This is a genomic window from Azospirillum formosense, assembly GCF_040500525.1.
In the GTDB taxonomy this organism is placed as follows: domain Bacteria; phylum Pseudomonadota; class Alphaproteobacteria; order Azospirillales; family Azospirillaceae; genus Azospirillum; species Azospirillum formosense_A.
Genome location: NZ_CP159403.1, coordinates 284,722 through 309,540 on the forward strand (window position 1 = coordinate 284,722; position 24,819 = coordinate 309,540).

At 68.0% G+C, this 24,819-nt stretch carries 24 protein-coding genes; 11 read left to right on the forward strand and 13 right to left on the reverse strand.

The features are described 5' to 3' along the window. Positions 1 to 18 precede the first annotated feature (18 nt). Positions 19 to 1,116 (forward strand): TRAP transporter substrate-binding protein, encoded by a 1,098-nt coding sequence (locus tag ABVN73_RS14415; protein WP_353860351.1) that lies wholly within the window; start codon positions 19 to 21, stop codon positions 1,114 to 1,116. A 140-nt stretch (positions 1,117 to 1,256) separates the two neighbouring features. Here the strand turns inward: ABVN73_RS14415 and ABVN73_RS14420 are convergent, their stop codons facing one another. From ABVN73_RS14420 to ABVN73_RS14445, 6 genes are all read right to left on the reverse strand, one after another. Beyond that, the gene (locus ABVN73_RS14420) at positions 1,257 to 2,768 is read right to left on the reverse strand and encodes a TRAP transporter large permease subunit (RefSeq protein ID WP_353860352.1); all 1,512 of its coding nucleotides are present in this window, start codon (positions 2,766 to 2,768) and stop codon (positions 1,257 to 1,259) included. Between the two features lie 20 nt (positions 2,769 to 2,788). Continuing rightward, positions 2,789 to 3,328 carry a TRAP transporter small permease subunit gene (locus tag ABVN73_RS14425; RefSeq protein ID WP_353860353.1) on the reverse strand — a complete coding sequence of 180 codons (540 nt, stop codon included), beginning with the start codon at positions 3,326 to 3,328 and terminating at the stop codon, positions 2,789 to 2,791. A 224-nt stretch (positions 3,329 to 3,552) separates the two neighbouring features. Continuing rightward, the gene (locus ABVN73_RS14430; protein WP_353860354.1) at positions 3,553 to 4,293 is read right to left on the reverse strand and encodes an arginyltransferase; all 741 of its coding nucleotides are present in this window, start codon (positions 4,291 to 4,293) and stop codon (positions 3,553 to 3,555) included. A gap of 94 nt (positions 4,294 to 4,387) precedes the next feature. Further along, positions 4,388 to 5,365, reverse strand: coding sequence for an alpha-E domain-containing protein (locus tag ABVN73_RS14435; protein ID WP_353860355.1), 978 nt, complete (start codon positions 5,363 to 5,365; stop codon positions 4,388 to 4,390). Beyond that, entirely contained in the window at positions 5,362 to 6,936 is a 1,575-nt protein-coding gene (locus ABVN73_RS14440; RefSeq protein WP_353860356.1) for a circularly permuted type 2 ATP-grasp protein, read from the reverse strand. The genes ABVN73_RS14435 and ABVN73_RS14440 overlap by 4 nt, the downstream gene beginning before the upstream one ends. Positions 6,937 to 7,059: 123 nt before the next feature. Then, positions 7,060 to 8,121: a flagellar motor protein MotB gene (locus ABVN73_RS14445; RefSeq protein ID WP_353860357.1), complete on the reverse strand. Its 1,062-nt coding sequence runs from the start codon at positions 8,119 to 8,121 to the stop codon at positions 7,060 to 7,062. A gap of 227 nt (positions 8,122 to 8,348) precedes the next feature. Between ABVN73_RS14445 and ABVN73_RS14450 the strand changes: the two genes are divergently transcribed. Then, entirely contained in the window at positions 8,349 to 8,828 is a 480-nt protein-coding gene (locus ABVN73_RS14450) for a flavin reductase family protein (protein WP_353860358.1), read from the forward strand. Positions 8,829 to 8,839: 11 nt separating this feature from the next. Here ABVN73_RS14450 and ABVN73_RS14455 read toward each other — a convergent pair whose 3' ends face one another. From ABVN73_RS14455 to ABVN73_RS14470, 4 genes are all read right to left on the reverse strand, one after another. Further along, the gene (locus tag ABVN73_RS14455) at positions 8,840 to 10,075 is read right to left on the reverse strand and encodes a threonine ammonia-lyase (protein ID WP_353860359.1); all 1,236 of its coding nucleotides are present in this window, start codon (positions 10,073 to 10,075) and stop codon (positions 8,840 to 8,842) included. Then, a complete protein-coding gene (locus tag ABVN73_RS14460) occupies positions 10,072 to 12,492 on the reverse strand; it encodes a penicillin acylase family protein (RefSeq protein WP_353860360.1) in 2,421 nt (806 codons plus the stop codon). The genes ABVN73_RS14455 and ABVN73_RS14460 overlap by 4 nt, the downstream gene beginning before the upstream one ends. A 117-nt stretch (positions 12,493 to 12,609) precedes the next feature. Beyond that, entirely contained in the window at positions 12,610 to 13,008 is a 399-nt protein-coding gene (locus ABVN73_RS14465) for a c-type cytochrome (protein ID WP_353860361.1), read from the reverse strand. Then, positions 13,005 to 13,187: a DUF3553 domain-containing protein gene (locus ABVN73_RS14470; RefSeq protein ID WP_014198307.1), complete on the reverse strand. Its 183-nt coding sequence runs from the start codon at positions 13,185 to 13,187 to the stop codon at positions 13,005 to 13,007. The genes ABVN73_RS14465 and ABVN73_RS14470 overlap by 4 nt, the downstream gene beginning before the upstream one ends. A 244-nt stretch (positions 13,188 to 13,431) precedes the next feature. On the opposite strand from ABVN73_RS14470, the gene ABVN73_RS14475 reads away from it, so the two are divergent. The 6 genes from ABVN73_RS14475 (at position 13,432) to ABVN73_RS14500 (ending at position 20,174) form a co-directional block, all read left to right on the forward strand. Beyond that, complete coding sequence (locus tag ABVN73_RS14475; protein ID WP_353860362.1) at positions 13,432 to 14,076, forward strand: histidine phosphotransferase family protein; 645 nt, start codon at positions 13,432 to 13,434, stop codon at positions 14,074 to 14,076. Positions 14,077 to 14,416: 340 nt separating this feature from the next. Further along, positions 14,417 to 17,182, forward strand: a complete 2,766-nt coding sequence (locus tag ABVN73_RS14480) for a chemotaxis protein CheW (protein ID WP_353860363.1) — start codon at positions 14,417 to 14,419, stop codon at positions 17,180 to 17,182. Next, on the forward strand, positions 17,179 to 17,679 hold the full coding sequence (locus tag ABVN73_RS14485; RefSeq protein ID WP_014198311.1) for a chemotaxis protein CheW: 501 nt from the start codon (positions 17,179 to 17,181) through the stop codon (positions 17,677 to 17,679). Before ABVN73_RS14480 ends, ABVN73_RS14485 begins: the two co-directional genes overlap by 4 nt. A 48-nt stretch (positions 17,680 to 17,727) precedes the next feature. Next, a complete protein-coding gene (locus ABVN73_RS14490; protein ID WP_114860053.1) occupies positions 17,728 to 18,093 on the forward strand; it encodes a response regulator in 366 nt (121 codons plus the stop codon). Between the two features lie 138 nt (positions 18,094 to 18,231). Further along, positions 18,232 to 19,332: a chemotaxis response regulator protein-glutamate methylesterase gene (locus ABVN73_RS14495; RefSeq protein WP_353860808.1), complete on the forward strand. Its 1,101-nt coding sequence runs from the start codon at positions 18,232 to 18,234 to the stop codon at positions 19,330 to 19,332. Next, positions 19,329 to 20,174: a protein-glutamate O-methyltransferase gene (locus ABVN73_RS14500; RefSeq protein WP_353860364.1), complete on the forward strand. Its 846-nt coding sequence runs from the start codon at positions 19,329 to 19,331 to the stop codon at positions 20,172 to 20,174. The genes ABVN73_RS14495 and ABVN73_RS14500 overlap by 4 nt, the downstream gene beginning before the upstream one ends. Positions 20,175 to 20,217: 43 nt before the next feature. Here the strand turns inward: ABVN73_RS14500 and ABVN73_RS14505 are convergent, their stop codons facing one another. Then, on the reverse strand, positions 20,218 to 21,123 hold the full coding sequence (locus ABVN73_RS14505) for a transcriptional regulator GcvA (protein ID WP_353860365.1): 906 nt from the start codon (positions 21,121 to 21,123) through the stop codon (positions 20,218 to 20,220). 134 nt (positions 21,124 to 21,257) lie between these two features. On the opposite strand from ABVN73_RS14505, the gene ABVN73_RS14510 reads away from it, so the two are divergent. Beyond that, positions 21,258 to 21,482: a DUF1127 domain-containing protein gene (locus ABVN73_RS14510; protein WP_353860366.1), complete on the forward strand. Its 225-nt coding sequence runs from the start codon at positions 21,258 to 21,260 to the stop codon at positions 21,480 to 21,482. 74 nt (positions 21,483 to 21,556) lie between these two features. Here ABVN73_RS14510 and ctrA read toward each other — a convergent pair whose 3' ends face one another. Beyond that, positions 21,557 to 22,288, reverse strand: coding sequence for a response regulator transcription factor CtrA (gene ctrA, locus ABVN73_RS14515; protein WP_014198317.1), 732 nt, complete (start codon positions 22,286 to 22,288; stop codon positions 21,557 to 21,559). Between the two features lie 277 nt (positions 22,289 to 22,565). Between ctrA and fliI the strand changes: the two genes are divergently transcribed. Beyond that, on the forward strand, positions 22,566 to 23,912 hold the full coding sequence (gene fliI / locus ABVN73_RS14520) for a flagellar protein export ATPase FliI (protein ID WP_353860367.1): 1,347 nt from the start codon (positions 22,566 to 22,568) through the stop codon (positions 23,910 to 23,912). After that, positions 23,909 to 24,346, forward strand: coding sequence for a flagellar FliJ family protein (locus ABVN73_RS14525; protein ID WP_353860368.1), 438 nt, complete (start codon positions 23,909 to 23,911; stop codon positions 24,344 to 24,346). Before fliI ends, ABVN73_RS14525 begins: the two co-directional genes overlap by 4 nt. Positions 24,347 to 24,454: 108 nt before the next feature. Here ABVN73_RS14525 and ABVN73_RS14530 read toward each other — a convergent pair whose 3' ends face one another. Next, positions 24,455 to 24,817, reverse strand: coding sequence for a hypothetical protein (locus ABVN73_RS14530; RefSeq protein WP_353860369.1), 363 nt, complete (start codon positions 24,815 to 24,817; stop codon positions 24,455 to 24,457). Positions 24,818 to 24,819 lie beyond the last annotated feature (2 nt).

The window sequence follows — 24,819 nt, forward strand, 5'->3', positions numbered from 1 at the left end:
GGACCCTAGGAGACCGCCATGAAACGCCGTACCTTCATCACCAGCGCCGGTGTCGGTGTCGCCGCCAGCGCCCTCGCCGCTCCCGCCATCGCGCAGAGCAACCCCGAGATCAAGTGGCGCTGCGCGTCGAGCTTTCCCAAGAGCCTGGACACCATCTACGGCGGCGCCGAGCGGGTGGCCAAGCGCGTTGCCGAGATGTCCGAGGGCAAGTTCCAGATCCGCACCTTCGCGAGCGGCGAAATCGTCCCCGGCCTGCAGGTGCTGGACGCCGTGAAGGACGGCACGGTGGAGTGCGGCCACACCGTCTCCTACTATTACGTCGGCAAGGACCCGACCTTCGCCTTCGACGCGGCGATGCCCTTCGGCCTGAACGCCCGCCAGCAGAACGCCTGGATGACCCACGGCGGCGGCATGGAGCTGATGCGCGAGTTCTTCAAGGGCTACAACATCGTCCAGTTCGCGGCGGGCAACACCGGAACCCAGATGGGCGGCTGGTTCCGCAACGAGCTGAAGTCCGTCGAGGACCTCAAGGGACTGAAGTTCCGCATCGGCGGCTACGCCGGCACCATCCTGCAGCGTCTGGGCGTCGTGCCGCAGCAGATCGCCGGCGGCGACATCTACCCGGCGCTGGAGAAGGGCACCATCGACGCGGCAGAGTGGGTCGGCCCCTACGACGACGAGAAGCTCGGCTTCAACAAGGTCGCCAAATACTACTACTACCCCGGCTGGTGGGAGGGCGGACCGCAGGTGTCCTTCCTCGTCAGCCTGCCGCAGTGGGAGCAGCTTCCCAAGCATTACCAGGCGATCCTGGAGGCGGCCTGCGCCGACGCGACCGCCGACATGGTCGGCAAGTACGATGTGGTGAACATGCACGCGCTGAAGCGTCTGGTCGGCGCCGGCACGGTTCTGAAGCCCTACCCGCGCGACATCCTGCAGGCCTGCTACCAGGCGACCTTCGACGTCTATGAGGAGGAGGCCGCGAAGAACGAGAAGTTCCGCAAGGTCTACGAGCAGTGGCGCAAGTTCCGCGACGAGGAGTACCTGTGGTTCCGCGTCGCCGAGAACACCTTCGACAACTTCGTCTACTCGGCCCCGACGCCGAAGAAGAAATCGTAGGGAGCGAGAGGCCGGACACGAAAAAGCCCCGCGGAAGCGGGGCTTTTTTGTTGCCGATGAGGCCGTCGCCGCAGAGGGGCAGGCTTTCCGGTTCCGGCTCCTCCCCCGGCGGGCGGGGGAGGAGGGAGCGGAGGAACCGGCTACTTGCCCTGCAACTGCTTCATGAGGTCGGCGTTGGGGTCCTCGGCGGGCTGTTCCGGCGCGCCGAAGGGCGGCGGCGGCTCGCCCGAATCGAAGGCCGGGATCTCGATCTTCACATTGTCCAGATCGATCGGCTCGCCGCGGTCCAGGCCGGAGAAGACCATCTCCGGGAATATGATGACCAAGGCCACCATGATCAGCTGGATGCAGACGAACGGCACGGCGCCCCAGTAGATCTGGCCGGTGGTGATCTTCTTGATGATCTTCCCGGTGATCTTGTCCTTGTAATCCTCCCGTGGAGCGACGCTTCGCAGGAAGAACAGGGCGAAACCGAAGGGCGGGTGCATGAAGGAGGTCTGCATGTTGACGCCCAGCAGGACGCCGAACCAGATCAGGTCGATGCCCAGCTTTTCCGCGACCGGGGCGAGCAGCGGCACGATGATGAAGGCCAGCTCGAAGAAGTCGAGGAAGAAGGCGAGCAGGAAGACCATGATGTTGACGACGATCAGGAAGCCCAGTTCGCCGCCCGGCAGGCTGGTCAGCAGATGCTCCACCCACAGGTCGCCGTTCACGGCGCGGAACACCAGACCGAAGACCGTCGAGCCGATCAGGATGAAGATGACGAAGGAGGACAGCTTCGCCGTCGTGTCCATCGCCTGACGCATCAGCGACCAGCTCAGCTGCCGCTTCATGAGCGCCAGGATCATGGCGCCCGCGGCACCCATGGCGCCGCCTTCCGTCGGCGTCGCGATGCCGAGGAAGATGGTGCCGAGCACCAGGAAGATCAGCACCAGCGGCGGCACCAGCGAGGTCAGCACCCGGAACAGCAGCTGGAAGCCGCGCAGGCTGCGCGCCTCGGGCGGCAGGGCCGGAGCGAACTCGGGGCGGACGATGCTGGTGACCAGGATGTAGCCGGCGTAGAGGCCGGTCAGCACCAGGCCGGGGACCAGGGCGCCGGCGTACATGTCGCCGACCGAGCGGCCGAGCTGGTCGGCCAGGATGATCAGCACCAGCGACGGCGGGATGATCTGGGCCAGCGTGCCCGACGCCGCGATGACGCCCGACGCCAAGCGGCGGTCGTAACCGTAGCGCAGCATGATCGGCAGCGAGATCAGGCCCATGGAGATCACCGACGCGGCCACCACGCCGGTCGTCGCGGCGAGCAGCGCGCCGACGAAGATCACCGCGTAGGCCAGACCGCCGCGCAGCGGGCCGAAGAGCTGCCCGACCGTGTCGAGCAAGTCTTCGGCCATGCCGGATCGTTCGAGGATCAGGCCCATGAAGGTGAAGAAGGGAATGGCCAGCAGCGTGTCGTTGCGCATGATGCCGAAGACGCGCTCCGGCAGCGCCTGGAACAGCGCCGGGGTCAGCAGACCCAGCTCGATGCCGATCAGACCGAAGAGGAGGCCGTTCGCGGCGAGCGCGAAAGCGACCGGGAAACCCATCAAAAGGAAAAGAACAAGCGCCGCGAACATCAGCGGCGCCATGTTCTCAATGAGGAAGGCGGCCATCGTGTGTGGTCCCCGGTCTCTTAGGAGTGGCTGTGCATCTTCTCGCCGGGCTGGTCAATGAGACCGGCCAGGAAGGCGATGCGTTTGATCAGCTCGGACACCGCCTGCATGGTCAGCAGGAAGAAACCGGCGGGAACCAGGATCTTGGCCGGCCAGCGGATCAGGCCGCCGGCGTCGCTCGACATTTCCTTGGTGATGAAGCTGTCCCAGAACATCGGCCAGGAGAGCCACATGATCAGGATGGCCATCGGGAACAGGAAGAAGAGGATCCCGAAGATGTCCACCATGCACTGGACGCGCCGCGAGAAACGGCCCAGCACGATGTCGATGCGGATGTGCTCGTTGCGCAGAAACGTGTAGCCCGAGCACAACAGGAAAATCGCGGAAAACAAATACCATTGCAGCTCAAGCCAGGCGTTGGAGCTGTAATGGAGGCTGTAACGGATGACGGCGTTGCCGGCGCTGACAATCACGGCGACCAGCACCAGCCAATAGACGAGCTTGCCGATACCGTCGTTGACAGCATCGATCAGCCCGCTGATTCGGAGCAGGAACCTCAACGGAGAGCCTCCCTGTTGGTTTGGAACGGGTGTATCCCCGTCCGTTCCTTTTGTTGCCCTGTGAACGGTGGCGCTGGGCGCCGGTTCAATCTTTTATGGTAACACCATGGGGTGTTTGCTGCGGCAATATTCCGCAGGAGGCCCCGGCAGCGCAAGAGCTTGAAAGCCTTTATACGTGATTGCCCCAATAGTCTTCGATCAACGGCAATCCGGCGGTCGGTCGGTCAGTCTTCCGGATCGTTCGGCAGGCGGAACCAGCCGTCGCGGCCCAGCGCCTCCAGGGGGCGGAACTTGGCCTTGTAGGCCATCTTGCGGCTCTGGGCGATCCAATAGCCGAGATAGACGTAGGGCAGGCCGTCCGTCCGGGCGCGCTCCAGCAGGCTGAGGATCATGAAGCTGCCCAGGCTGCGGCGGTCCTGGCGGGGATCGTAGAAGCTGTAGACCGCGGAATAGCCGTCGGTCAGCCGGTCGGTCAGCATGCAGCCGACCAGCCGCCCTTCGGCGTCGCGGGCCTCGAACAGGCTGGTGTCGGCGCGGCCCTCGTCGATCATGGCCGCGAAGTCGGCCATGGCCATGCGCGCCATGTCCGATTCGCCGTGGCGGGAGTTCTGGTAGAGCGAGAACAGCCGGTACTGCTCCGTCGTGGCGGCGGCCGGCGCCTCCGCCAGGGTCAGGTCGCCGTTGGCCCGGCGGACGCGCTTCTGCGACCGTGTGGGGACGAAGGCGGCCACCGGGATGCGGACCGGGACGCAGGCCTGACAGTTCGGGCAGACCGGCCGGTAGACGATGTCGTGGCTGCGCCGGAAGCCGGCGCGCGACAGGGTGGAATTGACCTCCGCCGAGTAGGGACCCAACAGCCGGGTGAACAGCTTGCGCTCCACCCGACCCGGCAGATAGGGGCAGGGCATCGGCCCGGACCGGAAGAACTGCTGGAGCGGGCGGAGTTGCGGCTGGATGACCGACATCGGGCTGGCTGACTTCTGGATCACCGGCCCAGGGGCCGGCTGTTGGGGTTCGGCGGCTGCAGAGGGTGCTGAACGGAGGTGACGGTAACGGAGCTTACTGGGACTGGCTCTGGGTCATCGGGACGGTGTCCTGGCCGAAGAAGGCGCGTCCGATCTCGTTGGTGATTCCGCAGAGCTGGGCCTGCACGCCGTCGAGATACTCGTGCAGGCCGAGCTGGATCACCTCTTCGATCGGGCGGGCCAACAGCGCGCCGAGCAGCTCGTCCACCTTCTCCATCGCCTCACTGCCGTTGCGCAGGGTGTAACGGGACTTCAGGCGGGTCAAGAGGCCGTCGATCTGTCGCACACACATCACAACGGAGCGCGGGAACCCCTCGTTGAACATCATGAAGCCGGCGACCGTGGTCGGCGACATGCCGCGCGGGTAGACGCGCCGGAAGGCGTGGTACCCGGCGGCGGAGCGCAACACCGTCGTCCACTGGCTCATGTCCAGCGTGGAGCCGACCGCGACGGGGGAGGGCAGCAGCGTGTGGTACTTGATGTCGAGCAGGCGGGTGGTCTGGTCCGCCCGCTCGATGTATTTGCCGAGCTGGTAGAAGTACCAGCCCTGATCGCGGTAGAAGGTGCCCTCGGTGATGCCCGTGTGGGTCTGGCATTCCTCCTTGATCCAGGTGCAGACCTTGGAGAGGTTGGGCAGCGCCACGCCCTTGCCGTTCATCTCCACCAGCTTGTTGTGGAACACGTTGATCTGCGTCCACATCTCGGTGGAGATCCAGGGGCGCAGGACGCGGGCGTTCTCCCGCGCCATGCGCAGCATGGAGACCAGCGAGTTCGTATTCTGGGTGTCGAACATGTAGTAATGGACCACCGCCTCCGCCGTCGGACGGTCGTGGCGGCTGAAGAAATCCTTCTCGTCGGCGTTGAGCTGGACGATGGAGAACCAGTTGGTCATCCCCCGCGTGTCGCGCGCGAAGGTCTCATGCACGTCCAGGATGCGGGCGAGATTCTCGGCGCGCTCCATGTAGCGCGCCATCCAGAAAATGCATTCGGCGTAACGGGCCAGCAGATTCACGACGCGCTCCCTTCCTGTGCCCCATCCTGGAGACCGCCATCCTGGAGAACCCAGGTGTCCTTGGACCCGCCGCCCTGCGACGAGTTGACGATCAGCGTGCCCTTCTTCAGCGCCACGCGGGTCAGGCCGCCGGGCAGCACCCAGGTGTTCTTTCCCGTGATGGCGAAGGGGCGCAGATCGACGTGGCGGGGATCGATGCCGTCGTCGGTGACGGTGGGGCAGACCGACAGGTCGACCACCGGCTGGCTGATGTAGTTGGACGGATCGGCCAGCAGCTTGGCCCGGCACTCCGCCAACTCCTCCCTGCTGGCGCGCGGGCCGATGGTGATGCCGTAGCCGCCGGCCTCGCCGACCGGCTTCACCACCAGCTTGTCCAGGTTGTCCAGCGTGTATTGCAGCGCGTCGGCCTCGCGGCAGATGCGCGTGTCCACGTTGGGGATGATCGCTTCCTGGTCCAGGTAGTATTTGATCATCCGCGGGACGTAGCAGTAGATCGCCTTGTCGTCCGCCACGCCGGTGCCGACGGCGTTGGCCAGCGCCACGTTGCCCTTGCGGTAGGCCTCCATGATGCCCGGCACGCCCAGCATGCTGTCCGGGTTGAAGGCCTTGGGGTCGAGGAAGGCGTCGTCGATGCGGCGGTAGATCGAATCGACGCGCGCCAGACCGTTGGTGGTCTTCATGTAGACGCGGTCGTTCTCCACCACCAGATCGCGGCCCTCGACCAGCGGCACGCCCATCTCGCGCGCCAGAAAGATGTGCTCGAAATAGGCGGAGTTGTAGGAGCCGGGCGACAGCAGCACGACCTGCGGGTCGGCCACGTCCTGCGGCGCGATCTCCATCATCGCGTCGAGCAGCTTGTGCCCGTAATTGTCCACCGGGCGGATGCCGATGTCCTGCATCAGGTCGGGGAACACGCGCTGCATCATGTGGCGGTTCTCGACCACGTAGGACACGCCGGACGGCACGCGCCCGTTGTCCTCCAGCACGCGGAAGGTCCCCTCGCGGTCGCGGACCAAGTCCGTGCCCATGATGTGGATGTAGGTGTCGAACGGCACGTCCAGCCCGACCATCTGCGGCCGGAAGCAGCCGTTGCCCAGCACGAGGTCGGCGGGGATCACCCCGTCCTTCAGGATCTTCTGGTCGTGGTAGATGTCGTGGAGGAACAGGTTCAGCGCCGTGACGCGCTGGGTGATTCCCGCCTCCAGATGCGCCCATTCCTTGGCCGAGATGACCCGGGGAATGATGTCGAAGGGAAGGATGCGGTCCACCGCGTCCTTGTTCGAGTAGACGAGGAAGGTGATGCCCAGATTGTACAGTTCACGCTCGGCGTCCTGCGACCGCCGCAACAGATCCCCGAAGTTCAGACCGGCCAGTCTCTGCCGGATCAGCGCCGAGTGCTCGGCTGGATAATCACGGCCTCCGAACAATTCGTCGTAGTAAAGGCCGGGATCGTAGTTCGTCAAAAGGTCAGTCGCCTTGCCTTCGGGTACGCTCACAGACTCCCCCGCAGCTAACGCCCTTGATTGACCGATGCCGAGTGGCAATGGTGTCTGCCGCGAAGTATGAACCATCGCTTCGCCATTTGAACAGGGCAAACATTCCCCGCGTTGTGCGGCGCATCGACAAAACAATAAGGGGTACGTTCAAAGGCAAGGAACTAACGCCTTGGTACCAGCGCCGCATCGGCTTTGGTATCAGTTCGTCGCGGCGGGCGGGGGTGCGGTCTTGCTTTCGCGCAGCAGCACCATGCTGATGCGGCGGTTGCGCGGGCTGCCCGGCTGGTCGGGCACCAGCAGGTCGCGGTCGGCGCGGCCGATCACGTCCTGGACGCGCTCCTCCGGAATGCCGCCGGCGATCAGGGCGCGGCGGGTGGCGTTGGCGCGTTCGGTGGAGAGGTCCCAGTTGTCGCGCCCGGCCCCGCTGGTGAAGGGAACGCCGTCGGTGTGGCCGCTGATCGACAGCTTGTTGGGCAGCTTGGCGAGCGCCTTGGCCACCTGCATGACGAGCTGGCGGGTCTGCGGGTACATCTGGCCCGACCCGCCGGGGAACATCGAGACGCGGTCCTGGTCGACGATCTGGATTCGCAGTCCTTCCGGCGTCTGGTCGATCATCAGGTTCTGGGCCAGCGGCTCCAACTCCGGCACCGATTGGATGGCCTGCCGGATCTCGGTGGCGGCCTGCTGGAACTGGCGGGCCTCCTTCTGGGCGTCCTGCAGCTTCTCGCCGCCTTCCTTCACACGCTCCGCGAAGTCGGACAGCCGCTCGCCCGGCTTCTGGCCGGGGATGCCGAGCTGCTTGGCCTGTTCCTCGAGCCGCTTCTGATAGTCGAGCCGCGACTCGTTGGATTTCTGCTCGGCGGTCGAGACGGGCGGTGGCGGGGCGGCGTCGGTGGGATCGTTCGCCTCGTCGTCCTCCTGGGTCGAATGGCCCGGAGGGCCGGAGACCGGAACATCGGCGGACATCGGGGAGGAGGGGGAGATCTGGGCGCCCGGCGCGGTGATGGTGCGCCCGCCCAGCATGCCGCCGGACCCCGAGCTTTCGCGGCTGACCGATGTGGGCGAGAAATAGTCGGCGATGCCCTTGCGCTGGTCCGACGTGGTGACGTTGAGCAGCCACAGCAGCAGGAAGAAGGCCATCATCGCCGTCACGAAGTCGGCGTAGGCGACTTTCCAGGCGCCGCCATGGTGGCCGCCATGGCCACCCTTCTTCTTCTTGATGATGATCGGCTGTTCGCCGCCGGACGGGTTCGCTGACATGAAGCCTTGCTGAGTGGGCCTTGTGGTCGGGCATTCGCGGTCCGTGCGGACACCCGAAGGGTGGGGCGTTATCCTTAAGATCCCTTTAATGTGGCGGAGGGCGACTTCCGGCCGCTTCCGGAGGTGTCTGGGCAGATGCGGCTTGCGCCGACGGTCCGGCTGGGTTAATCCCGCTGTTTCGCCGCCGCGCCCTCGCCCCAATAACCGACGAGCCCATACAGGCCGCCATGACCTTCGATTCTCGGGCTTTCCGCAACGCCCTCGGATGCTTCGCCACCGGCATCGCCGTGGTCACCACCGTTGCCCCGGACGGCGAGCCGATCGGCGTGACCGTGAACTCCTTCTCGTCGGTGTCGCTCGACCCGCCGCTGGTGCAGTTCTGCCTGGGCCGAGCGGCCATGTCGTTCGAGGCCTTCACCGCCGCGCCCTCCTTCGCGGTGAACATCCTGGCCGAAGACCAGGCGGAGCTGTCCAACCGCTTCTCGCGCCGCGACTTGCAGGAGCGCTGGGACGGGGTGGGAGTGGAGCGCTGGGACAGCGGCGTGCCGATCCTCACCGGCTGCCTTGCCACCCTGGAATGCGACCGTGAGCATGTCTATGACGGCGGCGACCACGTCATCATCGTGGGCCGCGTCCGCCGCCTGTCGGGCAGCGAGGACGGGAAGCCGCTGCTCTACTTCCGCGGCGCTTACTCGCAGCTTCCCTGAGCCGGCGCCGGTCAGGAGATATCCGTCATCAGCTCCGTCGGGAAGCCTGCCTCCTCCATGTGGGCGACGAGGCGCTGGACGTGGCTGCGCCCGCGGGTTTCGAGCACCACGTCGATCTCGGCCATGCGCACCGGCACATCGTGGAACAGGCGCTGGTGGTGTACCTCCACGATGTTGGCCCCGGCCTCGCCGAGCAGGCGGGCGACGCGGGCGAGCGCGCCGGGGGCGTCGGTGATGCCGATGCGCAGCCGCACCATGCGCCCCTCGTAGACCAGCCCGCGCGTCAGCACCTGCGCCAGGATGCGGGCGTCGATGTTGCCGCCGGACACCACGATGCCCACCCGCTTGCCGCGGAACCGCTCCGGATCGTCCAGCACCGCGGCCAGCCCCGCCGCCCCGGCCCCCTCGGCGACCAGCTTCTGCACGGTGGCGAGCCGGTAGACGGCCTCCTCCAGCCGCGGCTCGCCCACTTCGACCACCGCGTCCACATGCCGCCGGACCAGCGGCAGGGTGACGGCGCCGGGGGCCTTGACCGCGATGCCGTCGGCGATGGTGGCGCCGCCGCAGGTGATGGGCTGCCCGGCCAGCGCTTGGCGCATCGACGGGAACATGGCGCATTCCACCCCGACCACCGCGATGTCCGGCTTCAGCGCCTTGGCCGCCACCGCCATGCCGCCGATCAGCCCGCCGCCGCCCACCGGCACCACCAGCACCTCCAAGTCCGGCGCGGCGTCGAGAAGCTCCAGGGCGGCGGTGCCCTGGCCGGCGGCGATCAGCGGGTCGTCGTAGGGGTGCACGAAGGTGAGCCCCTCGCGGGCCGCCAGTTCCTGCGCGTGGGCCGCGGCGTCGCTCAGCGTCTCGCCGTGCAGTTCGACCCGCGCGCCGAGGCTTTCCGTGCGCTCCACCTTGGTGAAGGGGGTGAAGGAGGGCATGACGATGACCGAGCGGATGCCCAGCCGCGTGGCGTGGCAGGCCACCGCCTGGGCGTGGTTGCCCGCCGACATGGCGATCACCCCGGCGCTCCGCTCCGCCTCGCCCAAGGACAGCAGCTTGTTGAGCGCTCCGCGCTCCTTGAAGGAGCCGGTGAGATGCTGGTTCTCCAGCTTCAGCACCACCGAGCAGCCGGTGATCTCCGACAGGCGGGGCGAGGCTTCGGTGGGGGTGACGGGGAGGTGGCCGGCGATCCGCGCGGCGGCGGCGCGGACGTCGTCCAGGGTGACGGTTGAACTCGGGGTCGGCTCGGTCATGGCGAACTCCCTGGACGGGTGGGGGAAAGCGTCAGCAGCGTGGCGCCGTCGCGGGCCAGCGTGCCGCGGTCTCCGGCCAGCCGCAGCCCCACCCCGTCGCGCCAGCCCTGCACCAGATCCCCCCAATGGGGCGACAGCGGGTTGCCCGACTGGCCGGTGGCGATGGAGAAGCGGGAGTTGCCGAGGTCGGCCAGATCATAGACCGCGCGCAGCCCCGGACCATGGACATGGGAGAAGGGGTCCTGCGGGTCGCGGACGCGGGTGGTGCCGCGGTTGACGGTGAAGGCGCCGCCGCCGGTCGGGATCGACAGGTCGAACATCGAACCGAGCAGCGGCACCCGGCCCAGCAGCCGGTGGGTCAGGGCGGCCTTGTGCTCCGCCCCCCAGCGCCAGCCGTTCATGTCCGCGCCGTGGCGCCGCTCGATCTCCGCCAGCGCCGTTTTCAGGGAGCCGGCGAGCATGGTGGCGCAGTCCTCGCGGGCCGGCGTCGTCCGGTCGTCGCACCACTGCGGCGCCTGGGTCAGCACGCGGTGCAGGGCGCGCGGGCGCAGATCCCAGTAGCTCTGGAACAGCGGCCCCAACTCGTCGGCGAAGACGCTGCGCACCAGCTCCCGCTCCCACCAGGAGAAGATCAGCGGCTCGGCCCGGTCGCGGTCCATCCGCCCGTCCCAGCCGGCCAGACGGTCCAGCGCGGCGCGGGCCTGTCCATTGAGATCGGGCACGTTGCGCAGCGGTTCCAGCATCAGCGGCAGCAGGTCGCGCGCCGGCAGGGACAGTTCGTCCATCTGCTGGGCGGCGACCTCCTCCACCGTGTGCGGGCCGTCGCCGAGCATCTGCACGATCCGCTCGGCGCGGGCGGGGTCCGGCCATTCGGTCGCCAGGGCGTAGGGGTAGCCGGGGCCGACCACCGCGTTGTTGGCGTTGACGAACTGGCCCGACGGCGGATCGACCGCCTGGGGCAGCGCGTCGAAGGGGATGTAGCCGATCCAGTCGTGCTCGCCGGTCCAGCCCGGCACCGGAACGCGCCCGTCGCCGCCACGCCGCACCGGGACCAGCGCCGGCGACAGGAAGCCCAGCGTTCCCGCCGTGTCGGCGTAGACGACGTTCTGCTGCGGCGCCACATGGAGGAACAGCGCCTCGCGCACCGCCGCGGCGTCGGCGGCGTGGTTGAGGCGGTACAGCGCCTCCGCCGTGGTATCGGCGGCGCTCAGGCCGGGGAAGGCCAGCGCCAGCACATGGCCCTCCGGCGCCGCCTCGGCGGCGTCCGGCGTGGTCAGCACCGGGCCGTGCCGCGTCTCCCGCACCGTCAGCGTCTCGTCCGGCTGGCCGGCGACGCGGATCGTCTCCTGGCGCGTCTCGAAGGCGGCGCTGCCGTCCGGCGTCAGGTAGCGGCCGGGGTCCTGCGGGTCGAGCCTCTCGATGAACAGGTCCTGGGTGTCGCTGTGGGTGGTGGTGAAGCCCCAGGCGACGCGCCCGTTGTGCCCCAGGATGTGGAGCGGAACGCCGGGGATCGTCGCCCCGGCGATGCGGTGTTCCGGAGTCACGATGCGCGCCAGATACCACAGGATCGGCGCCTCCAGCCCGAGATGGGGGTCGTTGGCGATGATCGGCTTGCCGGTCGCGCTGCGCGCCCCGGTCAGCGCCCATTCGTTGGAGGCGGTGTCGAAGCCGAGGTCGGGCAAGGCGGCCAGCGCCCCCTGCAAATCCAGGCCGTCGAGCGCCGCCGCCAGGGTCACCGGGGCGGTGGGGTCGGAGTCCGGGAACAGGTCGCGCATCTGGTCCGGCGTCAGGCTTTTCAGGGCGCTGGCGCGGAACAGCTCGTCCCGCGAATCGCCGGAGAGCTGGAGCGCCATCAGCTTCCCCCAGACGAGGCTGTCGGCGGGCCGCCAGGGCTCCGGCGTGTGGCGCAGGAGCTGGAATTCGATGGGCAGCGCCTCGCGCCGCGTGTCCATCCAGGCGTTGACCCCGGCGGCGTAGGCGTCGAAGGCCGTGCGGGCTTCCGGCGACAGCTCCTCATAGGCCTCCTCGGCCCGGCGGTAGACGCCCAGCGTGCGCATGGAGCGGTCGAGCCGCAGCGCCCAGTCGCCGAAGCGCGTGCCGACCAGTTCGGCCAGACGCCCGGCGCCGCCGCGCCGCATCGTCTCCATCTGCCACAGCCGGTCCTGCGCGTGGACGTAGCCGAGCGCGAAATAGGCGTCCCGCTCGGTGGCGGCGAAGATGTGCGGGATGGCGTTGCGGTCGCGCAGGATCTCGACCGGGCCTTCCAGCCCCGGGACGGTGGCGGCGCCCTCGTAGGCCGGGGTCTCCTGGCGAAGCCACAGCAGGAATCCCCCCGCCCCCAGCACCGGCACCAGGACCACCAGGGCGAGAACGGCGACCAGGATGGCCAGGGGCTTGCGGACGGCGCGGGGAATCATCGGGGGACCACAGCTCGGACAGGGGGCTCGGAAAGGCGGTTCGACAGACAGAGATGGGGATGGGGCCCGTCCGGGGCCATGCTCCTCAATTCCGCTTGCGGGCCTCGCAACCCGGGCCTACGGCGCCGTGGCTTCCTTCAGGTATTCGACCAGATCGCGGCGGTCGGACGCGCTGGCGATGGTCTGCATGGGCATCTTGCTGCCGGGGGTCATCACGTCGGGGCCGATCTCGAACAGGCGGGCCACCGCCGCCTCGTCCCAGACGATGCCGCTGCCCTTCAGCGCCGGGGAGTAGGGGTAGCCCGCCACCGCCCCGGCGGGCCGCCCGAACAGGCCCCACAGCGTCGGTCCCGCGCGGTTGCCGCCGTCCGGAGTCAGGGTGTGGCAGAAGGCGCAGGCGCGGAACAGCGTCTTGCCGCGCGCCGCGTCGGGCGCCGCATTGGGCGCGTCGCCGCCCAGCGCGGGACCGCCGGCGGCCAGCAGGAGCAGGGCGGCCAGCGGCAGTTTCCCGCTCATGGCGCGTCGTCTGGATCGGTGACGGTCAGCGCGACCACGGACGTGTTGATGAGCAGCTTCCCGGCGTTCTCGAAATTCACGGTGACGCGGTCGCCGATGGCCGACTGCACCTGCCCCAGACCCCAGTCGGGCCGGGCGGGGTGGCGCACCCAGGCGCCGGGAACCAGTGAATCGTCCATGCCGCGCCTCCTGCTTCCGCCGGAATTGGTTATCGCTTTCGCGGGATGACCGTGGAAAAGCGGCGGCATCCGCGCACCTGGAATGATACAAACGAACGTCGCCGCCGGCCATCCCCATGGGGCTCCGGCATGCAACAGAATGCCGCCCGGCCGGGGGAAGTTCCTGGACGACGTTCCCTGGGCCGCGGCCATGGCCGCCCTCCGGTCCGCCGGAGGCCGGCCGTCAACGATCTGGAGACCACCCGTGCCGCTTGACATCCGTGTGATCGAGCTTGTCGCTTCCCGCATCTGCCACGACCTCGTGAGCCCGGTGGGAGCGATCCGCAACGGGCTGGAGCTGATCGAGGAGATGGAGGATGAGCCCGCCGGCGGCTTCCTGGGCGAGGCGGTGAAGCTGATCGAGCATTCCTCCGGGCAGGCCGACCGCCGGCTGCGCGTCTTCCGGCTGGCCTACGGCCTTGCCGGGCGGGAGCAGAAGGGCTTCGGCGACACCCGCTCCTCCGCCCAGGGGCTGCTCGAGGGCGGGCGCACCACGCTGGACTGGCCGGCCGGGGTGCCGAACGACCAGCTTGCCTTCAAGCGCGGGGCGGCGAAGGTGCTGCTCAACGTCATCATCCTGGCCGACGAGGCGCTGACCCACGGCGGCACGATCACCGTCGCCGCGGAGGGGGACGAGCAGGCGGGGCGCTTCACCGTCACCGCCGCCGGGCGCCCGGGCGCCCTGAAGGACGAGTCCGCGGCGGCTCTCGCCGGGACGGTGGCCGCCGCCGACCTGACCCCGCGCAGCATCCACGCCTACATGACCGGGCGCTTCGCCGAGGACGACGGCTACCGCGTCGCCGCCACCCCGGCCGGGCCGGACCGGCTGGTCTTCACCGTCGAATGGTGACGCGGCCCCCGTCGGGGGCGTGACCCGCGCAGCGATGACGTGATCCGAACCGCCGCCGTTCCGGCGCGCGGCGCTTCGCCATGGCCGCGCGCCGCCGGTCCGGAGCGTCCCCGGCGGCGACGGGCCGGGGTGTGGCGGCCTTGCGGGCTGTGACTTCGGGCCGGGTGGCTCGGCATGACGGCGGAGCCCAAGAGTGGTATCGAAGGAGGTAAGGTTCTCTTAATCAGTGTTTGACAGGCTCCCACCGTAGCTGGAAAGGCCCGTACCGGCGGCGTCGCGCACGCCGCCCTCCGGACGGCCGGCCGGAAACGGATACAATTGCGGGCGTGGGGATCGCGACATGGATGATCTGCTCTCCGAATTCCTGACGGAAACCAACGAGAACCTGTCGGTTCTCGACGTGGAACTGGTCCGTCTGGAGCAGAATCCCAACAATCCGGAACTTCTCTCGAACATTTTCCGTCTGGTGCACACCATCAAGGGCACTTGTGGCTTCCTCGGCCTGCCGCGCCTGGAGAAGGTCGCGCACGCCTCGGAAAACGTGCTGGGCAAGTTCCGCGACGGGGAACTGACCATCAACCCTGAGGCGGTCTCGCTGATCCTCCAGGCGTTGGACACCATCAAGAGCCTGCTGGCGGTGCTGGAGGCGACGGAGGCGGAGCCGCCGGGCGACGACCTGCCGCTGATCGAGCGGCTGAACCTGTGCGCCGAAGGCAAGCTGGGCGCCGGTGCCGCGCCGGCCAAGACCGCCCCGGCCCCGGAACCCCCGCCGGCCCCCGCGGTCGCGGCGGCGGAGGAAGCCCCGGCCTCCTCCTCGGGCAACCTCACCCTGGACGAGCTCGAGGCGATCTGGAACGCCACCCCCGGCCCGACCAGCACCGCACTGGCCCCGGTCGCCGCGGAGCCGGCGGACGAGCCGGCGCCTTCGCACGATCTGGTCGTCCCGGACCCCGATCCGGTCCCCGCCGCCAAGATGCCCGCTCCCGCCGCGGACGCCGCGTCCGGCGCCGGTGCGGGCGGCGAGGCCGCGACCAAGGAATCGGCGGTCGCCGCGCAGACCATCCGCGTCAACGTGGACCTGCTCGAGAACCTGATGACCATGGTGTCGGAGCTGGTGCTGACCCGCAACCAGCTGCTCCAGATCCTGCGGTCGCAGAAGGAGAGCGAGTTCGCCGCCCCGCTGCAGCGCCTTAACCACGTGACGTCGGAGCTGCAGGAAGGCGTCATGAAGACGCGCATGCAGCCCATCGGCAACGCCTGGGCCAAGCTGCCGCGTCTGGTGCGCGACCTGTCGCACGAACTGGGCAAGAAGATCGACCTCCAGATGCTCGGCGCCGACACCGAGCTGGACCGCCAGGTGCTGGAGCTGATCAAGGACCCGCTGACGCACATGGTGCGCAACTCCGCCGACCACGGCCTGGAGGTGCCCGCCGACCGTCTGCGCGCGGGCAAGTCGGAGACCGGCCGCATCACGCTGAACGCCTATCATGAAGGCGGTCACATCATCATCGAGATCCAGGACGACGGTAAGGGCCTGGCGATCGACCGGATCAAGCAGAAGGCGATCCAGAACGGGATGGCCTCGGAAGGCGAGCTGGCGGCGATGTCCGACCAGCAGATCATCCAGTTCATCATGAAGCCCGGCTTCTCGACCGCGGCGAAGGTCACCAACGTGTCGGGCCGCGGCGTCGGCATGGACGTGGTCAAGACCAACATCGAGAAGATCGGCGGCACGATCGAGATCAAGTCCCAGCAGGGCAAGGGCTCGACCTTCGTCATCAAGATCCCGCTGACGCTGGCCATCGTCTCCGCCCTGATCGTGGAGTGCGCCGGCGAGCGCTTCGCCATCCCGCAGATCAGCGTGGTCGAGCTGGTGCGCGCCGCCGCCGACAGCGAGCACACCATCGAGCGGCTGAAGGGCACGCCGGTCCTGCGCCTGCGCAACCGCCTGCTGCCGCTGGTCTCGCTGCAGGAGCTGCTGCGGCTGGACGACCAGGAGGGCGGCGAGAAGAAGACCGACGAGACCTTCATCGTGGTCACGCAGGTCGGCACCTACACCTTCGGCATCATGGTCGACCGCGTGTTCGACACCGAGGAAATCGTGGTGAAGCCGGTGGCGCCGATCCTGCGCCACATCGAGATGTTCTCGGGCAACACCATCCTCGGCGACGGCTCGGTCATCATGATCCTCGACCCCAACGGCATCGCGTCGGCGACCGGCGAGATGGCCATGGGCGAGACCATGTCGAAGGAGACGACCTCCGTCCAGGCAACCCGCCAGGAGGACAAGATGGCCCTCCTGCTGTTCCGCGCCGGGGCCGGCGCGCCGAAGGCGGTGCCGCTGTCGCTGGTGGCCCGCCTGGAGGATGTGGACCTCGCCAGCGTCGAATCGTCCAACGGCATGCCGGTGGTCCAGTACCGCGGCAAGCTGATGCCGCTGGTGCCGATCGATCCGGGCTTCCTGATGGGCCAGGAAGGCCGCCAGCCGGTGCTGGTCTTCGCCGACGGCGACCGGTCGATGGGCCTGATCGTCGACGAGATCGTCGACATCGTCGAGGAGCGTCTGGTGGTGCAGCTCACCGCCGACCGTCCGGGCCTGATGGGCTCTGCGATCATCGCCGGCAAGGCGACGGACGTGATCGACGCGGGCTTCTTCCTGACCCAGGCGTACAAGGATTGGTTCGGCTCGTCCTCGACCGACGGCTACGAGGAGGAGAGGACGCTCCAGCGCGTGCTGCTGGTCGACGACAGCCCCTTCTTCCGCAACCTGCTGACCCCGCTGCTGTCGGTCGCCGGCTACGACGTCACCGCCGTGGAGAACGCCAACGAGGCGCTGGCGCTCTGCGAGGCGGGCGAGGACTTCGACGTCATCGTCTCCGACATCGAGATGCCGGGGATGAGCGGCTTCGACTTCGCCGAGGCGGTCCGCCAGGGCGGCACCCGCTGGAGCGGCACGCCGATGGTCGCCCTGTCCAGCCACGCCTCCCCGCGCGACCTCGACCGCGGCCGTCAGGCCGGGTTCACCGACTATGTCGCCAAATTCGACCGTGACGCTCTGCTGTACGCGCTGCAGCAGACCCTGTCCGAGCAGAAAGGTGCCGCATGAGCAACGCCAAGCTGCCCGCCACCACCAAGAAGTCCAAGGGCGACGAGATCACCTCCGGTGGCAGCCAGGACTATGTGACCATGACGATTGCCGACCAGCTGTTCGGCATTCCGGTCCTGCAGGTCCAGGACGTTCTGGGGCACCAGCGGATCACCCGCATCCCGCTGGCCCCGCCGGAGGTCGCCGGATCGCTGAACCTGCGCGGGCGCATCGTCACCGCCATCGACGTGCGCCTGCGGCTCGGCCTGACCTCGCGCCCGAAGGACAAGCCGGGCATGTCCATCGTGGTGGACCTGCGCGGCGAACTCTACAGCCTGATGGTCGACTCGGTGGGGGAGGTGCTGAGCCTCTCCAACGATGACTTCGAGCGCAACCCGGCCACCCTCGACCCGCGCTGGCGCGAGGTGTCCACGGGCATCTATCGCCTGAACGGCCAGCTCATGGTGGTTCTGGACGTGCCGCGTCTGCTGAACTTCACCACGATGGAAGCGGCCTGAGGCGAAACCCCGGTCGGTGTGCAAAGCGAAGCCTGAGGCCCGTTCACCATGAAAGTTTGCTTGGTCGTCGACGACAGCCGCGTGGTCCGCAAGGTCGCGCGGAAGATCCTGGAAGAGCTGCACTTCGCCTGCACCGAGGCGGAGGACGGCAAGCAGGCCATGGAGGCCTGCGCGCAGAAGATGCCGGACGCCATCCTGCTGGACTGGAACATGCCGGTGATGACCGGAATCGAGTTCCTGCGCCGCCTGCGCAAGATGAGCGGGGGGGATCTTCCCAAGGTCGTGTTCTGCACCACGGAGAACGACCTCGCCCACATCCAGGAGGCGCTGTCCGCCGGGGCGAACGAGTACATCATGAAACCGTTCGACAGCGACATCATCCAGACCAAGTTCCAGCAGGTCGGGCTGCTGTGAGGGGCGGGGCCACCGCACCGCGCACCGTTCCGACCCTGAAAGGCTGATTGCGTTATGTCCGATCGTTTCGGCAGACCTCCTCCCCCCGCACCGGCGGGGCATCCGGCCGGTGCGGCCGGCGGCGACCCCGTCCGGGTGATGGTGGTCGACGATTCCGCCGTGATCCGCGGCCTTTTGACCCGCGCTCTGGAAGGCGATTCCGAAATCCGCGTGGTCGCGTCGGTCGGCGACGGCCAGATGGCGGTCAACGCCCTGCAGCGCAATTCGCTCGACGTCATCGTCCTCGACATCGAGATGCCGGTGATGGACGGCCTGACCGCCATCCCGAAGCTGCTGGCGGTGGCGCCGCAGGTGAAGATCATCATGGCCTCCACGCTGACGTTGCGCGGGGCCGACATCTCCATGCGCTGCCTGTCCGCGGGGGCGGCCGACTACATCCCCAAGCCGACCTCCACCCGCGAGATCGGCGGGGCGGACGCCTTCAAGCGCGAGCTGGTGTCGAAGGTCAAGGCGCTGGGCGCCGCCGCGCGCCGCGCCGGTTCGCGCACCCGCGGCGAGCTGCGCCCGCTGACCCCGGTGCCCGCCGCCTTCCTGAAGCGCGAGCCGCCGCCCGTCACGCTGCGCCCAGCCCCCGCCGTCGGCTCCGCCGGCCAGGTGAAGCCGGACGTGATCGCCATCGGCAGCTCCACGGGCGGCCCGCAGGCGCTGTTCGAGGTGCTCGCCCATCTGAAGACCGGCGTCACCCAGCCGATCCTGATCACCCAGCACATGCCGGCGACCTTCACCACCATCCTGGCCGAACACATCACCCGCCAGTGCGGGCTGAACGCCCAGGAGGCGAAGGACGGCGAGCCGGTCGTGCCGGGACGTTGCTACATCGCGCCGGGCGACTTCCACATGCTGGTGACCCAGCGCGCGGGCGCCAACGTGATTTCGCTGACCAAGGACCCACCCGAGAACTTCTGCCGTCCGGCGGTGGACCCGATGATGCGGTCCATCCTGCGCGCCTTCGGCGGACGCAAGGTCCTGGCCTGCATCCTGACCGGCATGGGGCAGGACGGGCTGAAGGGCTGCACCGAGGTGGTGAACGCCGGCGGCACCCTGATCGCGCAGGACGAGGCGTCCAGCGTCGTGTGGGGCATGCCGGGCGCCGTCGCGCAGGCGGGCATCTGCTCCGCGGTGCTGCCGCTCAAGGAAATCGGTCCCTACATCCGCAAGTTCGCATCGAGGGCAGCATGAGAGTCGAAGATTTCGACATGTTCTCCACGCTGCTCAAGCAGCGTTCCGGTCTGGTCCTGACCCGGGACAAGGCCTACCTGCTCGAATCCCGGCTGATGCCGGTGGCGCGCAAGTGGAACATGAAGGGGCTGGAGGAGCTGGCCTCCACCGTGCGGACGCGCAAGGACGAAGCGCTGCTGCGCGACATCACGGAGGCGATGACGACCAACGAGTCGTCCTTCTTCCGCGACCAGAAGCCCTTCGACCAGTTCAAACAGATCGTCCTGCCGAGGCTGCTGGAGGCGCGGTCCGCCAAGCGGTCGATCCGCATCTGGTCGGCGGCCTGCTCGTCCGGGCAGGAGGCCTACTCGCTGGCCATGCTGCTGAACGACGACGCGGCGAAACTCGCCGGCTGGCGGATCGAGATCGTCGGCACCGACATTTCGGCGGAGATGGTGGAGCGCTCCAAGTCGGGCATCTACACCCAGTTCGAGGTGCAGCGCGGCCTGCCGATCCAGATGCTGGTGAAGCATTTCAAGCAGCAGGGCGACAAGTGGCAGATCAGCCAGCAGCTTCGCCAGATGGTCTCGTTCCGCGAGTTCAACCTGCTGGGCGACCTGTCCGGCCTGGGGCAGTTCGACATCGTGTTCTGCCGGAACGTGCTGATCTATTTCGACCAGCCGACCAAGACCAAGGTGCTGGAGGCGATCGCCCGCCAGATGCCGCAGGATGGCGTGCTTTATCTGGGCGGTGCGGAAACCGTGCTGGGCATCACCGACCGCTTCAAGCCGGTGGATGGGCAGCGCGGCCTCTACAGCCTGGGCGGCTTCCAGGTGCCGGGCGGACTCAAGGCGGCCGTGTGACTCACGGCAGTCTGATCAGGGCAACCTGATCAAGGCAGTCTGATCAGGGCGGCGTGACGGTGAGACGGTCGGCGGCGCCTTCCTCCATGATCCAGCGGCGGAAGGCGGCGATCTTCGGCCGGTCGGCGGTGACCTCCGGGCAGACGAGGTAGTAGCCGAAGTCCCCCGGCAGGGCGAGGTCGAACAGCCGGGTCAGCCGCCCGCTCGCCAGCTCCTCCTGGACCAGGGTGCCGCGGGCCATCGCGATGCCCTGGCCGTTCTCCGCGGCTTCGATGGCGATGCCGATCTCGTCGAAGACCATTTCGGAGCTTGGCTTCAGGTCGCCGAGCCCGGCCATGGCCAGCCACGTCGCCCAATAGCTGTGGCCGGTTTCCTCGACCAGCACATGATGGCGCAGGTCGGCCGGCTGCCGCAGCGGCGTCGGCCCCTGCAGCAGGGCCGGGCTGCACACGGGGAACACCGCGTCGTCGAGGAAACGGTCGGCCCGCAACCCTTCCCACACTCCCAGGCCATGGCGAAGCCCGATGTCGATGTCGGCCTCGCGCTCGAAATCGATCTCGTGCTGGCTGACGCTGATGCGCAGATGGATTTCCGGGTGGCGGGCGCGGAAGCGTCCGATGCGGCTCATCAGCCAGCGGCTGGCGAAGGAGGGCGAGACGCTCATCGTCAGCACGCCGGAGCGCTCATGCTCCATCACCCGCTCCAGCCCGGTCGCCAGCCGCGCGAAGGCGTCGCGCACGCTGGGCAGCAGAAGCTGGCCGGCGTCGGTCAGGACCAGAGCTTGATTCAGCCGGCGGAACAGCCGGATGCCCAGGCGGTCCTCCAGCGTGCGGATCTGGTGGCTGATCGCGCTCTGGGTGACGTTCAGCTCCTCCGCCGCACGGGTGAAGCTGAGATGGCGCGCCGCCGCTTCGAAGGCGCGCAGGCCGTTGAGGGGAGGGATCTGCATGGGTCCGCATCCGCCGGATTGTTGCCCGGCCGCATGAAATTCTCTCATGCAGGTTAGAGAAAGCATCCTTTGCGGACAAGCCGCATCCGGGTGCATTCCTAGGGGAGGGAAGCCATCAAGCGGAGTGTCGGATCATGAGCAGGAGAGCGCTGGGCGCCGTTTCCACAGACCGGGGCATGGTGTCTCTCGGCGGCGCACGGCGGTTTGCCGAGCGGGCGTTCGGCGAGGTGCTGGGAATGATCGAGCGCCACCGGCAGCGCCGCTCCCTGGCGGCGCTGGACGACCATCTGCTGCGTGATGTCGGGTTGAGCCGTGCGGACGCCCGCCGTGAAACCGACAAGGCGTTCTGGCAGGGGTGAGCGCGGATGGCGGCGGGCCCGAGCCCGCCGTTTACCGGGATGAACGAACGTTGACGGTGACGGGCGGTCGGCGGTCAGCCGGCCGCCTGCGCCTGCTGGTGGGGGACGCGCGGGATCGGGGACGCGTCCTCGTGCGGGTCGCGCAGCACATAGCCGCGGCCCCACACCGTCTCGATGTAATTGTCGCCCTGGGTCGCCGCGGCCAGCTTCTTGCGCAGCTTGCAGACGAAGACGTCGATGATCTTCAGTTCCGGCTCGTCCATGCCGCCGTAGAGATGGTTCAGGAACATCTCCTTGGTCAGGGTCGTGCCCTTGCGCAGCGACAGCAGCTCCAGGATGCCGTATTCCTTGCCGGTCAGGTGGAGCGGCTGGTTGTCCACCTCCACCGTGCGGGTGTCCAGGTTCACGGTCAGGCGGCCGGTGCGGATGATGCTGTCGGAATGGCCTTTGGAGCGGCGGACGATGGCCTGGATGCGGGCGATCAGCTCGCGCTTGTCGAAGGGCTTGGTCAGGTAGTCGTCGGCACCGAAACCCAGGCCCTTGATCTTGTGGTCCAGCTCCGACAGGCCGGAAAGAATGAGGATCGGCGTGGTCACACGGGCGGCGCGCAGACGGCGCAGCACCTCGTATCCGTCGATGTCCGGCAGCATCAGATCGAGGATGATGATGTCGTAATCGTACAGCTTGCCGATTTCGAGCCCATCCTCACCGAGGTCGGTAGAGTCGACGATGTAGCCTTCCGACTGGAGCATCAGTTCGATGCTCTTGGCCGTGGAGGAGTCGTCTTCGACCAGCAGAACCCTCATGGCGATATCCCGATGTTAGATGGCGCGTTTCTGGCTTCCGATGCGGCGTTGCTTTCCCGCAGTTCCTTAACCAATTCCCTTAACAGATCGGCGCGTCCGTTTACACAAGTTAACAGACGATTCAGCTTAACGCCAGAGGCATAGCACTTCATTTAACGTTAATGTTTTTGGACGAGCATGACGCGGGCGGCATGGCGGCGGACCCCGTGCCCACCGCGAATTGCGCCGCCCGCGCCCGGCTCACCCGTCCCATTCCCGTTCGCGAACCCGCAAGACCGTGCCCGCCGACGTCGCCCGCATCCTCCAGGAAATCGAGTCCGTCTCCGGCTGCAGCCGGTTCGGGCGGGTGACCGCCGTGCTCGGCCTGCTGGTCGAGGTCGGGGGGATCGAAAAGGAATTGTCGGTCGGCGGCCGCTGCATCGTCGAATCCCGCGACGGCCGGCAGGTCCCCTGCGAGGTGGTCGGCTTCCGCCAGGGCCGCGCGCTGCTGATGCCCTTCGGCTCCATCGACGGGGTGGGGCTGGGCTGCCGCGCGCTGGTGTCGGACAGCCAGCCCATGGTCTTCCCGACGGAGGCGTGGCTCGGCCGCGTCATCAACGCGCTGGGCGAGCCGGTGGACGGCAAGGGGCCGCTGCCCAAGGGGACGCACGGCGTTCCCATCCGCAACAACCCGCCGCCCGCCCATTCCCGTGCCCGGGTGGGCGAGAAGCTGGACCTGGGCATCCGCGCCATCAACGCCTTCCTCACCTGTTGCCGCGGCCAGCGCATGGGCATCTTCGCCGGCTCCGGCGTCGGCAAGTCGTCGGTGATGTCGATGCTCGCCCGCTTCTCCGGAGCGGAGGTCGCGGTGATCGGGCTGATCGGCGAACGCGGGCGCGAGCTTCAGGAATTCATCACCGAGGATCTGGGGGAGGAGGGGCTGGCGCGCAGCGTCGTGGTCTGCGCCACCTCCGACGAGGCGCCGCTGATGCGCCGCCAGGCCGCCTACATGACGCTGGCCGTGGCGGAGGCCTTCCGCGACGCCGGCTGCAACGTGCTGTGCATGATGGACAGCGTGACCCGCTTCGCCATGGCCCAGCGCGAGATCGGCCTGTCGGCCGGCGAGCCGCCGACCACCAAGGGCTATCCCCCGACCGTCTTCGCCGAGTTGCCGCGCCTGCTGGAACGCGCCGGGCCGGGCGTGAGCGGGTCGGGCTCCATCACCGGCCTGTTCACCGTGCTGGTGGAGGGCGACGACCACAACGAGCCCATCGCCGACGCCGTGCGCGGCATCCTGGACGGCCACATCGTCCTGGAGCGCCAAATCGGCGAGCGCGGGCGCTATCCGGCCATCAACATCCTGCGCAGCGTGTCGCGCACCATGCCCGGCTGCAACTCCCCCATGGAGAACGAGCTGGTCAACCACGCGCGGCGGCTGATGTCGTCCTACGACAACATGGCGGAGATGATCCGCCTCGGCGCCTACCGCAAGGGCACCGACCCGCAGGTGGACGAGGCCATCCATTTCCAGCCGGCCTTGGAGGCGTTTTTGAAGCAGGGCAAGCGCGAGTCCACCGACCTCGACAACAGCTACGCCCAGCTTGCCGCCATCTTCGGCATTGAACAGTGGCCGCCGCAAGAATGAGCAGTCTGAAGACCATCATCCGCCTCCAGAAATGGAAGCTCGACGAGAAGCGCAGGGCGCTGGCCGAATTGCAGAACCTCGCCGACCGGCTCCAGGCGGAGATCGAGCGGCTGAAGGAGGAGATCGCGGCGGAGCGCGACACCGCCCGAGGCAACGTCGAATACGCCTTCACCTACAGCAATTACATCCAGGCGGCGATGGAACGCGGCAAGCGGCTGACCCAGTCCATGGGACAGGTGGAGGCCCAGATCGCCGTCGCCACCGACGAGATGGCCGAAGCCTTCCAGGAGCTGAAGCGCTACGAGCTGGCCGAGGAGGAAAGGCTGAAGCGCGAGAAGGAGAAGCTCAAGCGCAAGGAGGCCACCATGCTGGACGAGACCGCGCTGGTCGGTTTCCGGCGTCGCCAGCGGGAAGAGAGCGAACTGGAAACCTGAACGCTGCCGACCCCGAAGGCATGCGGGTTGAGTAAAGCCAGCGATCAGGGCCGCCGATCGGCGCGGTGTTGCGGTGCCGCCCGGACGATGGGGACGGGATCGGGAGGATCAGACGCGCCGCATCCGGGAGAACAGATGCGGGTTGTCCCAGCCAGGCTGGCGGTCCTCGACGACCACGCGCAGGGGGACGGGCCGGGCCCGCTCCACCGTGACCTCGACCCAGCGGGGAATCAGCTCGTTGTTCAGGTCGTCGAGCACGGCGATGGCCAGCGCCTCCGGTCCGGCGGCCACGGCGGTGTCGGACAGGGCGCCGAGATACGCGGCGACGCCGTCCGGCGTGGCGATCGAACGGTCGGGGACATAGCGCAGGGTCAGGAGGGTGCCGGGCGCCGGTTCCCCATGCAATTCCACCAGATAATCGTGGCGGGCGTCCGGGTTGGCGGCGGTGGTCAGAAACTCGCGGCGGTGCATGG